General features: G+C 71.8%; 13 protein-coding genes. 5 read left to right on the top strand and 8 right to left on the bottom strand.

All coding sequences use genetic code 11. The annotated features are described in order from the left end of the window. Positions 1–13 precede the first annotated feature (13 nt). The 4 genes from ABT025_RS02100 to ABT025_RS02085 all read right to left on the bottom strand — a co-directional run bounded on the left by ABT025_RS02100 (position 14) and on the right by ABT025_RS02085 (position 5,990). Positions 14–1,966, bottom strand: a complete 1,953-nt coding sequence (locus ABT025_RS02100) for a TerD family protein (RefSeq protein ID WP_350988780.1) — start codon at positions 1,964–1,966, stop codon at positions 14–16. Between the two features lie 228 nt (positions 1,967–2,194). Continuing rightward, positions 2,195–2,773, bottom strand: a complete 579-nt coding sequence (locus ABT025_RS02095) for a TerD family protein (RefSeq protein ID WP_123526718.1) — start codon at positions 2,771–2,773, stop codon at positions 2,195–2,197. A gap of 131 nt (positions 2,774–2,904) precedes the next feature. Further along, on the bottom strand, positions 2,905–5,037 hold the full coding sequence (gene uvrB, locus ABT025_RS02090) for an excinuclease ABC subunit UvrB (protein WP_350988778.1): 2,133 nt from the start codon (positions 5,035–5,037) through the stop codon (positions 2,905–2,907). A 62-nt stretch (positions 5,038–5,099) separates the two neighbouring features. After that, positions 5,100–5,990, bottom strand: a complete 891-nt coding sequence (locus tag ABT025_RS02085; RefSeq protein WP_350988776.1) for an MHYT domain-containing protein — start codon at positions 5,988–5,990, stop codon at positions 5,100–5,102. Between the two features lie 214 nt (positions 5,991–6,204). Here ABT025_RS02085 and ABT025_RS02080 point away from each other — a divergent pair, with 214 nt between their 5' ends. Continuing rightward, complete coding sequence (locus tag ABT025_RS02080) at positions 6,205–7,194, top strand: glycerophosphodiester phosphodiesterase (protein WP_350988774.1); 990 nt, start codon at positions 6,205–6,207, stop codon at positions 7,192–7,194. 210 nt (positions 7,195–7,404) lie between these two features. Then, positions 7,405–7,947 (top strand): methylated-DNA--[protein]-cysteine S-methyltransferase, encoded by a 543-nt coding sequence (locus tag ABT025_RS02075; RefSeq protein WP_350988772.1) that lies wholly within the window; start codon positions 7,405–7,407, stop codon positions 7,945–7,947. A gap of 203 nt (positions 7,948–8,150) precedes the next feature. Here the strand turns inward: ABT025_RS02075 and ABT025_RS02070 are convergent, their stop codons facing one another. Beyond that, positions 8,151–8,513, bottom strand: coding sequence for a cupin domain-containing protein (locus ABT025_RS02070; RefSeq protein ID WP_350988770.1), 363 nt, complete (start codon positions 8,511–8,513; stop codon positions 8,151–8,153). Between the two features lie 22 nt (positions 8,514–8,535). After that, positions 8,536–9,438 (bottom strand): class I SAM-dependent methyltransferase, encoded by a 903-nt coding sequence (locus ABT025_RS02065; RefSeq protein WP_350988768.1) that lies wholly within the window; start codon positions 9,436–9,438, stop codon positions 8,536–8,538. Between the two features lie 88 nt (positions 9,439–9,526). Between ABT025_RS02065 and ABT025_RS02060 the strand changes: the two genes are divergently transcribed. Beyond that, positions 9,527–10,468 (top strand): pseudouridine-5'-phosphate glycosidase, encoded by a 942-nt coding sequence (locus tag ABT025_RS02060; protein WP_350988766.1) that lies wholly within the window; start codon positions 9,527–9,529, stop codon positions 10,466–10,468. Beyond that, positions 10,465–11,367, top strand: a complete 903-nt coding sequence (locus ABT025_RS02055) for a carbohydrate kinase family protein (RefSeq protein WP_350988764.1) — start codon at positions 10,465–10,467, stop codon at positions 11,365–11,367. Before ABT025_RS02060 ends, ABT025_RS02055 begins: the two co-directional genes overlap by 4 nt. Positions 11,368–11,515: 148 nt before the next feature. Here ABT025_RS02055 and ABT025_RS02050 read toward each other — a convergent pair whose 3' ends face one another. After that, positions 11,516–12,163, bottom strand: a complete 648-nt coding sequence (locus ABT025_RS02050) for a nucleoside/nucleotide kinase family protein (RefSeq protein ID WP_350988762.1) — start codon at positions 12,161–12,163, stop codon at positions 11,516–11,518. 349 nt (positions 12,164–12,512) lie between these two features. On the opposite strand from ABT025_RS02050, the gene ABT025_RS02045 reads away from it, so the two are divergent. After that, entirely contained in the window at positions 12,513–12,878 is a 366-nt protein-coding gene (locus tag ABT025_RS02045; RefSeq protein ID WP_350988760.1) for a nuclear transport factor 2 family protein, read from the top strand. A 58-nt stretch (positions 12,879–12,936) separates the two neighbouring features. Here ABT025_RS02045 and ABT025_RS02040 read toward each other — a convergent pair whose 3' ends face one another. Beyond that, positions 12,937–13,458 (bottom strand): cupin domain-containing protein, encoded by a 522-nt coding sequence (locus ABT025_RS02040; RefSeq protein WP_350988758.1) that lies wholly within the window; start codon positions 13,456–13,458, stop codon positions 12,937–12,939. Between the last annotated feature and the right edge of the window lie 5 nt (positions 13,459–13,463).

The raw sequence follows: 13,463 nt of genomic DNA, 5'->3' as shown, positions 1-13,463 counted from the left end.
GGAGGCGGGTGGCTCAGCGGTGCCCGGTGCGGCGCGCGGCGGCCACCCGGTCCAGCACCTGCTCCAGGACGCGGCTGCCGGGCGGGGTGCTGAGCGGCTCGTACGTCCACGCGTGACCGACCCAGGGGTCGGCCAGATGGTCGTCGGCGACCGGGGTGACGCGGAGCAGCGAACGCCACAGCGGGTCGAGCACCGGACCGTACGCCGAGGCGTCCTCCCGGTCCGCGACCATCATGAGATGCACCCCGACGGAGGGGCCCTCGTCGGCGAGATAGCGCAACTGGGTAACGGCACGGTCGTCGAATCCGTGTGGGAAGTCGTTGACGATCAGCAGCTGCTCGGCCGGGTCCAGGTCGGGCGGCAGCGAATCGGCGGCTCCGGCCCTCATCGCCATCTGCACCAGGTCGACGCGCCGGGTGAGGCCGGCGAGCACCGAGGACACTCCCCCGGGCCCGGACGCGGGCGGGCCCGCGAGCACCCCGGCGCCGACCAGCGGGGCCAGGGCCGCGGCGGCGGAGCCGGCCGGGTCGATGACGTGGACCGAGAACTCGTTCGGCGGGTACACGGCGAGCATCCGCGCGGCGTGCAGGACGGCGCTCTCCATGGCCAGCCGACGCAGCTGGTCCGAATCGGTCAGGGCGGCGGCCTCGGACGCCGTGCGCCCGCTGTCGATCCACATGCCGCGCTCCAGCGGCAGCCGGACGAGCAGCGGGATCTTCACCCCGGCGCTCTCCGGCAGATGGAGGTCACCGATCCGCAGAGCCATGGGGATCTCCATCGGGACGCGGTAGGCGTGCCAGACGGGGTTGTCCCAGCCGGCGTACGCGGCGGGGAGCGCGGGTTCCACCACGGCGGCCTCGGCGGCGAGCTGGGCGAGATCGCGGTCCAGTGCCTCGCGGGCCCGGCCGGTCAGCTCGTCGCGTTTGGCGCGCGCCTGCTCGCGGGCCCGGTCGCCCGTGCCGCCGATCCTGCTGCGCGGATCGGACAGGGCCCGCTCCAGCTCCTGGTCCATCCGGGACTCGGCGAAGTCGACGGCGCTGCGGTACGCGGCGGTGGCCCGGGCCAGGTCCTCGAACATGCCCCAGACCTGGTTGTAGAGACGCTCGTCCATGGACCAGCCGGTCGCGTCCCCGGCGACGGGAGTCGCGGGCTGCCCGGGCTGGGCGGGCGGCGCGGCCGGCGGGGGCGGTGGAGGCGCGGTGGCCTGGCGACGCGGGTGCGCGTAGTCGATGGGGCCCCCTGCGGAGGGGACGGCGGGTGCGACGGGAGTGGCCGGCGCAGAGGGCTCGTCCAGAGGGCCGGGCTGCTGGGCGGCTTGGGGCAGTCCGCCGCCCTGGGCCGGCGCCGGACCCCCGGCGTGCCTGACCCGGTCGCCCTCCGAGGTGCGGGGCGGGGGCGGGGCCACCGAGCGGGCCAGGCCGCGGGCAACCGCTTCCTGGATCGACCTCGCCAGTTCGGCCGCCCCGGCCACCCCCTGGTCGGCGAGCATCGCGGCGAGACCGCCCGCGTAGCCCTGGCCCACCGCACGGACCTTCCAGGCTCCCTGCCTGCGGTAGAGCTCCAGGGCGGCGACCGCGGACTCGGAGTCCAGACCGGTCAGGGTGAAGGTGGCGATCTCCGTGCCGTCGAGTCCGGTGACCGCGACGAAGGGCGCGGCCACCGCGCCGAACCGGGTCGGGCCGCCCGCCTCCAGCGGCAATGCCAGCAGCACCGTGACGCGGTGCACCGTCTCGGGCAGGGCGCCGAGGTCCACCGCGAGCCGGTGCTCGGCGGCGGCCTGCCTGGACACCTCCAGTCCGGGCAGCTGCGGCGACCCGGGGTGGGCTATCCACTCGACGCCGTGCACCGTGCCGCGCTCGTCCCCGAGGGTGGCACCGGCCACCACGGGTGCGCCGGCCGAAACCCGGATCTCCAGACGGGTCTGGGGCAAGGTGTGGTTCTGCCCCCGGACCAGCTCGGCCGTCATTGCCCTGTCCCCTCGACGAGTTGCTTCTGCGCGGTGCGATGTCGTGCATGGTGCGGTGCCGTACGCGGTGGCGCCTCCGTACGTGGCCCCGCCGTACGTGGCGCCGTGCCGTGCTGTGCCGCTGGCCCCGTACCGGGCACTTCGAGGTGCTGCGATGCGGTGCAGCTCCCGGCAGCCGATGCCGCCGGGAGCTGCGCGTACCGATGCGGACCTTGGGTCCGGTGCTGCCTACAGGTGCGGCAGGATCGCCGGCATGAGGTCCTGGAAGGTGCGGCCGTTGGCCGGGTTGCCGATGGCGGTCATCTGCCATCCGCTGCCGGAACGGTGCACCTTCGCCATGATCTGCGCGGTGTACTGCCCGCCGCCGTCCAGCGTGTAGCGGGCGAGCTCCTGGCCGTTGGTCTCGTCCACGATGCGGCAGAAGGCGTTCTGCACCTCCTGGAACGTCTGACCGGTGAAGGAGTTCACCGTGAAGACGATCTGGTCGATGTGGACCGGCACCCGCTGGAGGTCGACGAGGATCGCCTCGTCGTCGCCGCCCGAGCCGGCACCACCGACCAGGTTGTCCCCGGTGTGCTTGACCGAACCGTCATCGCTGACGAGGTGCCGGAAGAACACGACATCGACCGGCTGCTTGTCCGCGAACAGGACCGCCGAGGCGTCCAGGTCGATCTCCCGGGTGCGTGAGCCGAACAGACCGCGGCGCGGAGCCGCCTGCCAGCCGAGCCCCATCCGTACCGCGGTCAGGGTCCCCCCGTCGCTCTTCTGCAGGCTGATGGCCTGACCCTTGGTCATATTGACCGTCACGCGCTGTCCCCTCTCCGCTGTCCCCGCAACCGTCCTTGCGCGGTTTTCCAGCACCCTACGCAGTCACATCACAGGCACAGCCGCCAAGGGCCGTTTTGTGTCGGTCTTGCAACACACCGGGCGCGGCGGGGTCAGGCCAGGCCCGCCTCCCGCATCTGGCGCAACTCCTTCTTCAACTCCCCCACCTCGTCACGCAGTCGTGCCGCCACCTCGAACTGCAGGTCCGCGGCGGCCGCACGCATCCGGTCGGTCATCTCCTCGATGATCCCGGCGAGCTCGGCGGCCGGCCGGTCCGTGACCGCCGCTTTGTCCCCGCCGGCCTTCCCGGCCTTCCCCTTGGCCGCACCGGCCTTGATGCCCAGCGTGGGCACAGGTGCCTTGGCGCCCTTCGTCTGGCGGTAGCCGGTGCCGAGCAGCTGCTCGGTGTCGACCTCCTCGCGGGCGATCGTCGCGACGATGTCGTTGATCTTCTTGCGGAGCGGCTGCGGGTCGAGTCCGCGCTCGGTGTTGTACGCGATCTGCTTCTCACGCCGGCGGTTGGTCTCGTCGATGGCCTGCGCCATCGCCGGGGTGATCTTGTCCGCGTACATATGGACCTGCCCCGACACGTTTCGAGCCGCACGTCCGACGGTCTGGATCAGCGAGGTGGCCGAGCGCAGGAAGCCCTGTTTGTCGGCGTCGAGGATGGCCACGAGCGACACCTCCGGCAGGTCCAGGCCCTCACGCAGGAGGTTGATCCCGACCAGGACGTCGTATTCACCGGAGCGCAGTTCGCGCAGCAGCTCGATACGGCGGAGAGTGTCGACGTCGCTGTGCAGGTAACGGACCTGGATGCCCAGCTCCAGGAAGTAGTCGGTGAGGTCCTCCGACATCTTCTTGGTGAGGGTGGTGACCAGGACCCGCTCGTCCTTCTCGGTGCGCTTGCGGATCTCGTGCACCAGGTCGTCGATCTGGCCCTCGGTGGGCTTGACGACGATCTCCGGGTCGACGAGTCCGGTCGGCCGGATGATCTGCTCGACGAACCCGTCGCCCCGGGAGAGCTCGTACTTGCCGGGGGTGGCGGAGAGGTAGACCGTCTGGTTGATCCGTCCGAGGAACTCCTCCCACTTCAGCGGGCGGTTGTCCAGGGCGGAGGGCAGCCGGAAGCCGTGGTCGACCAGGGTCCGCTTCCGGGAGGCGTCACCCTCGTACATCGCGCCGATCTGCGGCACCGTGACGTGCGACTCGTCGAGAACGAGGAGGAAGTCCTCGGGGAAGTAGTCGAGGAGGGTGTGGGGGGCAGTGCCGGGGTCGCGGTCGTCGAAGTGCATCGAGTAGTTCTCGACGCCGGAGCAGGTGCCGATCTGGCGGAGCATCTCGATGTCGTACGTCGTGCGCATGCGCAGCCGCTGGGCCTCCAGCATCTTGCCCTGCTTCTCCAGCTCGGCGAGGCGCTCCTCCAGCTCCTTCTCGATGCGGCCGACCGCCTTCTCCATGCGTTCGGGGCCCGCGACGTAGTGGCTGGCGGGAAAGATGTGGAGCGACCGGTCCTCGCTGATGATCTCGCCGGTGAGCGGGTGGAGCGTGGAGAGGGCCTCGATCTCGTCACCGAACATCTCGATGCGGACGGCGAGCTCCTCGTAGACCGGGAAGATCTCGATGGTGTCGCCTCGGACCCGGAAGGTGCCCCGGGTGAACGCCAGGTCGTTGCGGGTGTACTGCATCTCGACGAAGCGGCGCAGCAGCTGGTCGCGGTCGATCTCGTCGCCCACCTTGAGCTGGACCATCCGGTCCACGTACTCCTGTGGGGTACCGAGGCCGTAGATGCAGGACACGGAGGCGACCACGACGACGTCCCGCCGGGTGAGCAGCGAATTCGTGGCGGAATGACGCAGCCGCTCGACCTCCTCGTTGATCGAGGAGTCCTTCTCGATGTAGGTGTCCGACTGCGGGACGTACGCCTCGGGCTGGTAGTAGTCGTAGTACGAGACGAAGTACTCGACGGCGTTGTTCGGCAGGAGCTCGCGGAACTCGTTGGCCAGCTGGGCGGCGAGCGTCTTGTTCGGCGCCATCACCAGCGTGGGGCGCTGCAGCTTCTCGATCATCCAGGCGGTGGTCGCCGATTTACCGGTGCCGGTCGCACCGAGGAGCACGACGTCCTTCTCACCTGCCAGGACGCGCCGCTCCAGCTCGGCGATGGCCGCGGGCTGGTCGCCGCTGGGCTGGTAGGGACTGACGACCTCGAAAGGCGCCACCGAACGTTCGATCTTCGAAACGGGCCGCATGCAACCACCGTACGACCCCCCACTGACAACGGGGCCGGGTCAGCGTCCGCGGCGGTCCGATGTCACCAGTCCTGGGGCTGCGCGGAGTCCTGGCGCTCCGAGTGGAACGAGGCCGGGTCGGCGTGCGTACCGAACCGGGGAACCTGGCGCTGGGCCGGGATTCCGGGGGCCCTGGCCCCGCGGATGACCGCGGGGTCGTTCCAGTCCGGGGTGCCCATGACCACCAGGGGGTCGAACATCACGACGACCGCGGCAAGCACCAGGAAGCAGGCCGGGCCGATCAGCATGGGGACGAGCAGCTCGGTCGCGCTGTCGCCGGAGACCGCCGAGGCGTCGGTGAGGGCGGCCGGGTGGAGATGGACCCTGAGGGCTGCCATGCCGGTGTAGTGCATGCCGCTCACCGCGACACCCATCACAACGCTGGCACCGAGGCTGGGCAGGAAGCCGTGGATGGAGACGGCGGCCCAGAGCGCGGCGGTCGATGCCACCACGGCGATGACGACGGAGAGCGACACGGTGATCGTGTCGTACTCGAACTGCCCATCAAGTCGCATACCGGCCATGCCGAGGTAGTGCATGGAGGCCACGCCGAGTCCGGTGATCGTTCCTCCCGTCACCAGTGCCATGCGGGTGGCGCCGCGGTACCCGACCAGGAAGATCCCGATGCCGACCATGACGATCGCGACGGCGAGGCTGGCGAAGGTGATCGGCTTGTCGTAGCCGATCGGCACCTCGTCGACGGTGAAACCGACCATCGCGATGAAGTGCATCGTCCAGATGCCGGAACCTATGGAGGTCGCCCCCAGAGCCAGCCAGCCGGCCTTGAAGGAACGCTCGGTGCGCAGCGACCGGGTGGTGCAGCGCAGGCCCAAGGCCGCGCCCAGACAGGCCATGAGGAAGGCGGCCACGGGAGTGACCGCCCCATAGCCGAAGCCGTCGATTGTGCCCTGCATGCTCGTACGCCCTTCGCAGAAGCCCGGGTTCGGCTGACTTTAAGGCGCAAGGCCCGGCAAACAAACAGAAGAGCTCGCATTTTATCGACAGGGGTGGCAGCCCATGACCCGGTCCTCGGGACGGGTTCACGTGGTGGCCGTCCTCCACCCTGTCCCCCGTTCGGCGACGGCCGCAGCCCTCGGGCCGTCCGCAACTCTGACGCAAGGAGTACACGTGTACGCAGGCACCGCAACCGCCTCCGTCGCTGCCGCCGCCCTGCTGGGCGCCGGCACGTTGCTGATGCCGGGTACGACCGCCGAAGCGCCGGGCACGGACGCCACCGCGGCCGGCCGGCCCGTGGAGGTGGCCCACACCGCCGCCGCGGGCTCCGCGACGCACGCCGGCGCCGGCGTGCGGGCCGTGAGCGACGTGTCCCGGGGGTGGACGGACGACCCGCTCGTCATCGCTCACCGGGGCGCGTCGGCGTACGCGCCCGAGAACACACTGGCGGCGGTGGACAAGGCCGACGTCCTGGGCTTCGACTGGGTGGAGAACGACGTCCAGCTCACCCGGGACGGTGTTCCGGTCGTCATCCACGACACCGGTCTGAGGCGGACCACGGACGCCGAGGAGGTCTTCCCCGGCCGTGCGCCGTGGGCGGTCAAGGACTTCACGGCCGCCGAGATCGCCCGGCTGGACGCGGGCAGCTGGTTCGGTCCGGAGTACGCCGGGGCCCGGGTGCCCACGCTCCGGCAGTACCTGCACCGGATCGGGCGCAACCACCAGAACCTGCTCCTGGAGATCAAGAGTCCCGAGACCTACCCCGGGATCGAACAGGCGACCCTGCGGGTCCTGCGTCAGGAGGGGTGGCTCGACCGCGAGCACGTCCGCAGCCGTCTGGTGATCCAGAGCTTCGGCGCCGACAGCCTGCGCGAGGTGCACGAGCAGCGCCCGGACGTCGTCACGGGCTTCCTCGGTACCCCGGCCCTCGCCGACCTTCCCTCGTACGCGGAATTCACCGACCGGATCAACCCGGCGTACACCTCCATCTCGAGCGAGTACGTGGCAGCGGTGCACGCGCTGAAGGGCCCCCACGACAAACGGCTCCGGCTCAACACCTGGACGGTCAACGACGCGGAGCAAGCGCTCCGGGTGGCCGGCTACGGCGTGGACGGCATCATCACCAACGCCCCCGACGTGGTGCGGGAGGCGACTACTGCCTGATCACTCAGTACCGCCCGGGGCGGAGGCGGAGCGCTCGGGGTGGCTCGGGCCGCAGCAGACCGCTCGGAGCGCTCGGGGCAGCGGCGGACCGCTCGGGGCCCCTCCCTGTCGCTCTGTGTCGCTCCGGACGGACCGTCCGGGACCGCTCGGCGGCCGGGCGGTGGCGGCCGCCACCGTCCGTTGTCAGTGGCCGGTCGTACGGTGGTTCCCATGAACAACAACGGGGTTGTCGAGTGGGCCGTCGTCGACAGCGACATCGGCCCGCTCATGCTGGCCGCGACCGATACGGGCCTGGTGACCGTGGTCTTCCACGCCCGGCCGGCGGTACGGGACCGGGCGCTGGACCGGCTGGCCGCCCGGTTCGGTGCGGAGCCCGTCCACGCGCCCGGCTCCGCACGGCTCGCGGAGCCGATACGCCAGTTCGCGGCGTACTTCGCGGGCACGCTGCGGGAGTTCTCGCTCGACCTGGACTGGTCGCTGACGAACGGCTTCAACCGCCAGGTCCTCCGCGAGCTGGCGGCAGGTGTGCCGTACGGCGCGGTGGCAGGGTACGGGGACCTCGCCGACCGGGTGGGACAGCCCGGTGCGGCCCAGGCGGTCGGTGCCGCCATGGGCTCCAATCCGCTGCCCGTGGTGGTGCCCTGTCACCGGGTGGTGGAGAGCGACGGCGGGCTCGGCGGCTTCGGCGGCGGGCTGGAGACCAAGCGGCAGCTCCTGGCCCTGGAGGGAGTGCTGCCCCAGCCGTTGTTCTGACCCGCCCGCCCGCTCGGGCCTCGCCGTTTCGGGCGTGGGTGACGTCGCGGCACACCTTTGCCCGGCCGGGGCGTGCCTGCTTGCTGCCGCCGATCGCGGCGCAGGCACCGCGCCGGACCGTGGCCGGCCGCCCACTGCCCGAGCCCGGGTTCCGGCGGCCGGGGCCGCCGGAACCAGCCCGCTCGCAGACACCGCGAGGCTGCTCAGAGGCTGATGTGGTACGCCTTGCGCAGTGTCTCGTGCACGGTCCACGTCGTACGGTCGCCCTCGCGCAGCACACAGGCGTCGCCCGATCCAATCTCCAGCGTGGCGCCGCCCTCGACCTCCACGGTCGCGCGCCCGCTGATGACCACGAACAGTTCGTCGGCCTCGGTGTCCGTGACCACGCCGGGCGTGATCTGCCAGATCCCGCGCACCTGCTTGCCGTCAGCCGACTCCCACAGCACCTTGCCGGTGACCTCGGGTTCACCCGAGACGATCTGCTCGGGTTCGAGCGGTTCCGGTTCGAGCACGGCGTCGGGAATGTGCACGGCGAAGGAGGCAGGAGCTTGATCAAATGTGGTCATGGCCGGTCACCTTAGCCATCGCCTACGGTCGCCTCGCCACCAGGACGGGCTGAAAGAAGTCCGACTCGTCGGGCTCGTGCCAGACAGGCTCCCTCAGCCCGGCCCGTGCCGCGAACTCGACGATCTGCGCCTGGGACAGCGCCCAGTAGGAGGTACGCCGCGTACGCACGCCCCAGTGCTCCCCCTCCCCTCCGTCCCCCGCGGCGTTCGCCGGCGCGTCGGGCAGCAGCTGGAAGTGCTCCAGGTCGTAGCGCTCACCGTCCGGTTTCCAGTGCCACAGCTGGAAGGTGACCACACGGCCGCCGGCCCCCTCCTTGACCTGTGGTGGCGTGGACAGCGGCCGTTCGCGGCGCAGCCGGTCGTAGGGCCGGGTGGACAGCAGCAGCACCCCGCCGGGCCGCAGCACCCTTCTCATCTCGCCGAGCGCGGCCAGCACCGCCTGCGGAGTGAGCAGATGCGGCAGGGAGTTGTCGGCGCACACGACCACGTCGAACGAGCCGTCGCGGAACGGCAGCTTCGTCATGTCGGCGGCGGTGACGCGCAGCCTCAGCCCTCGCGAGGCCGCCTCCTTCGCGGCACGGGCCACCGCCACGGGGCTCAGATCGCTGCCCGTGACCCGGTACCCCAGTGCGGCCAGCCCCAACGCCTGGGTCCCGATGCCACAGGCGCAGTCCAGCACGTCGTACGCGACGGCCTCGTCACCGGAACGTGTCCCACCGCCCGGCGCGGCCGCATCGCCCGTGCCCGCACCGCCGTCCCCGGGAACGGCGCCGGCCCGGACCGGCTCACCGACCAGGGCCGAGAGCGCCGCCGCCTGCCGTGCGATGCTCGCGTCCCAGTCCGCGTAGATGAGGTCGTACTCCGCGGCGAGGTCGTCGTAGAAACGCCGAACCGTGGGCGACGAGCGACCGGTCGAAGACTCCATGGCCCGACGTTAACGCGGAGCAGAGCGACTTCCAGCCGCCCGGACCGCACACGTTTGAGTGCGGCCCGTCCGCGACAGGGATGTGGACATGTCACTGACTGAGCGGTTCGACGCCGCCCCCTACGCGCCCGTCCTCTCCGCGGAGGTGCAAGTCGCCCTCGCCGCGCACCGGCCCGTCGTCGCCCTGGAGTCGACGATCATCGCCCACGGCCTGCCCCGCCCCCGCAATCTGCGGGTCGCCGAGGAGCTGGAGGGGATCGTGCGAGCGGCCGGTGCCGTACCCGCCACGGTCGCCGTGCTGGACGGCAGCGCCCGGGTCGGCCTGGACAAGGCCCAGTTGGAGCGGGTGGCCGAGGATCCGGCGATGCGCAAGCTGGGGCACCGGGACCTCGCGCCCGCACTGGTGACGGGTGCGAGCGGGGCGACGACGGTCTCGGCGACCGCGTTCCTCGCCGCGCGCGCGGGCCTGCGCGTGTTCGCGACCGGTGGGCTCGGGGGTGTGCACCGGGGATGGACCGAGACACAGGACGAGTCCGCCGACCTGCGGCTGCTGGCGCGGACGGACATCACCGTGGTCTGTGCGGGGGTGAAGTCGATCCTGGACGTGCCCGCCACGCTGCAGCGTCTGGAGACTCTCGGGGTCGGGGTACTCGGATACGACACCGACCGGTTCCCCGGCTTCTATCTGAGCAGTTCGGGTGAGCCGGTCGACTGGACCGTGCGGTCGCCCGAGGAGGTCGCCGAGGTGATGGGGGCGCAGGACGCGCTCGGTGGCCCGGCGGCGGCACTGATCGTGGCCAACCCCGTACCGCGGGCCGAGCAGCTGGATCCCGTCCTGCACGACCGGGTGCTGGCCGAGGCGTTGGACGCGTGCCGGGAGCGCGGCATCGCCGGGCAGGCCGTCACGCCCTTTCTGCTCGACCATCTGATGCGGGGTACCGGCGGGGCTTCGCTGGAGGCCAACCTGGCGGCCGTCCGTGGCAATGTGGCGCTCGCCGCAAGGATCGCCACCGCCTGGGCCGCCCGGTGACCGGCGGCCTTCTCGTCGTCGGGGACGTCGTCACGGACGTGGTCGCACGACACGGTTCGGCACTGGTCCACGGCACGGACACGGCGGCCGGAATCCGGACACGAGCAGGTGGCGCGGGGGCCAATACGGCTTGTTGGGCTGCGCGTTCGGGCTGCCGGGACGTGCGGCTGGTCGCCCGCGTGGGCGCCGACTCCGCGGACTGGCACCGGGACCTGCTGCGGCGTGCGGGGGTGCGAGGGCTGCTGACCGTGGACGAGGGGGCACCGACGGGCACCGTCGTCGCACTGGTCGACCCGTCCGCCGAGCGCACCTTCCTCACCGACAGCGGGGCGGTGCTGCGGCTCTCCCCCGACGACTGGTCGCCGTCGATGCTCGACGGCATCGCCCACCTCCATCTGTCCGGCTACCTCCTGTTCGCGGCGACCAGCCGTGCCACCGCCCTGCTCGCCCTGCGGGAGGCGGGACGGCGGGACATCCCGGTGAGCATCGACCCGGCTTCGGCCGGGTTCCTCGCCGAACTGGGCGTCGACCGGTTCCTGGCCCTGACCGAGGGGGCGGACCTCCTGCTGCCCAACGCGGACGAGGCCAGGCTACTGACCGGGCTACCCGAACCGGCCGACGCGGCAGCCAAGTTGAGCCTGCTGGTCCGCCAGGTAGCCGTCACCCTGGGCGAGGGCGGCGTCCTGCTGGCCACCGCGGGGGCAGTGACCGCCCACATTGCGGCCGAACCGGTGCCCGCGGCCGTGGATTCCACCGGGGCCGGCGACGCGTTCACCGGGGGCTTCCTGGCCGCCCGGCTGGCGGGCGCCGATGACGCGTCGGCTGCGGCGGCCGGGTGCCGCGCGGGGGCGGAGGCCGTCATGACCGTGGGCGGACGGCCACCTCTGCCCACCGAGTGAGCCGGTCGCACTCCGGACCTGCCCGCGCCGGCGCACCCCTGCCCACACCGGCTGCCACCTGCCCACGAGTGGGTACGACCGCACTCCGGACCTGCCCAGTCCCGTTCACCCTGCCCGCCGAGGAGGACCGGGCCGGGCTCCTCTCGGGCTACCCGTCCTGCCGCAGTCCGGTCCAGGCGGGATGGCGCGGGTCATCGGCCCTGACGACCGCGTCCGCGCTCGCCGCGGGCGCCACCTCGTCCTCGTACCGGGCGAAGGCCGGCAGGGTCCACTGCTCCTCCTCCGGCGTACGCCTTCCCAGCGCACCCGCCGACAGCCGCAGGTGGACGCTGAGGTCGAACGGGAACCAGTGCCCCAGCAGCAGCGGCCCGTGCAGCACCAGCACTCCGCCTTCCGGCAGGTGGCGGTACGGGCTCCGCGTGGCCCGGTCGGTCGCCGGGTCCCACAGATCGGGCAGCACCTGCCCGCTGCCGCCCGGCTCCAGCGGACCGAACACCTCACGCCACAGGGCCCCGGTGTCGAACCAGCTGCCGTAGTACGAGTCGGGGTCCCGCCTGCCGTACTCGTACCGCAGACTGGCCGGCCGCAGGAACCCCGCGGTGGACACCGGGAGTACCGCCCGGCCGCGCAGCCGCAGCCCCTGGGCGACGGCCTCGGCCAGCTCGCCGGTGGGGGCGGCCGGGGCGCCGTCGACGGCGATCCTGAGCCAGGGCCCGCCGCCGGCCGGCTTCAGTACGTCGGCGTGGGCGGCAAGCTCGTCCGCCAGCCGTTCCCAGGTGATCGCTTCGAATCGCACACATCCATCATGGCCTCCCCCGCGACCATCTCAGCTACAGCCGTCCCACCACCTGCGGCGACCGGTCGTCCGGCGCCTCGGGCCCTGCGAGCGGAACGGCACCCCGAACCGCTCCCCCGACTCACGCCCGGGTGCGCCGCCCTGTCCCCGCAGCACCGCCTCCACAGCGGCGCCCACGTCGGCGAAAGCACCTGCGGGACCCGGCCGGTCGTCGCCCCCAATCGCCGCGGAGCCCTCTCCCTCACTCACTCGCCACGGCCGGCCGTCGCCTTCGCGTGTCCCGCGGCGCAGTGCCCCCGTTGCCGAAAACCTGCGGCGTTCGCCGATTCCACCTATTACGGTCCTGTCCATGGATCTCGAATTCGCCCGCACGTTCGCCGCCGAGTGGCAGGCCGCCTGGAACTCCCACGACCTGGAACGCATCCTGACGCACTATCACGAAGACGTGACGTTCAGCTCCCCGATGATCGCGCAGTTCACCGGCGACGCCTCCGGCACGGTCCGGGGCAAGGGTGAGCTGCGCGCGTACTGGGCCCGGGGCCTGGAGCTCATCCCCGACCTCGAGTTCGAGGTGATGGACGTGCGGGCGAGCGTCGACACGCTGGTGATCGACTACCGCAATCAGATCGGGGGCCGGGTCTACGAGGTCCTGACCTTCCGCGACGGCCTGGTCGGCGCCGGCCTCGGCGCGTACGGGGAGACACTCGCCCGCTGACGGTCGGCGCCCGGTGGCCCGGTGGCCGGCCGGGGCGCCAGAGGGCGGGTGCCGCGCCTCACTTCTTCTTGCCGCAGTCCACCGCTTCGGCGTCGTCGGAGAGTTCACTGCCCTCGGGCAGCAGATAGGTCACCCAGAGGACCACCGGCTCGGTGCCCAGATTGCGCCCGATGTGGCGGTGCTTCGCTCCGGACGGCTCGATGAAGGACGTGCCCGCAGGGGTCACCTCGACCGAGCAGTCGTCCAGGGTGCGCGTCAGCGTGCCGGACTTGACGACGGCGATCAGCTGACCGCGGTGCGTGTGCCAGCCGGTGGAGCCGCCGGGCTCGACGGTGATCGTCCGGAAGGTGACGTCGGTGCGCCCCTTCGGCGTCTTCACCTTCAACTTGCCCACCGAGGTGCCTTCCGCGACGACCGTGGCGCTCACGCCACTGCCGGGGGTGGCGACGGCCGCCGCCGGTACGAAGCCGAGCGCGGCCACGCAGCCGCCGATGACGAGCGCCTTGCCCAGCCGCGCCTGCTGCTTCTGCGGCCCCTGCTGCTCCCGCCGCTCACGCCGTCTGCCAATTCTCACGGGCAACTCCT

This window comes from Streptomyces sp. NPDC002809 (genome assembly GCF_040295435.1).
In the GTDB taxonomy this organism is placed as follows: Bacteria; Actinomycetota; Actinomycetes; order Streptomycetales; family Streptomycetaceae; genus Streptomyces.
Note: the sequence above shows the minus strand (reverse complement) of the source record. Positions and strands in the feature narration are given on the sequence as shown.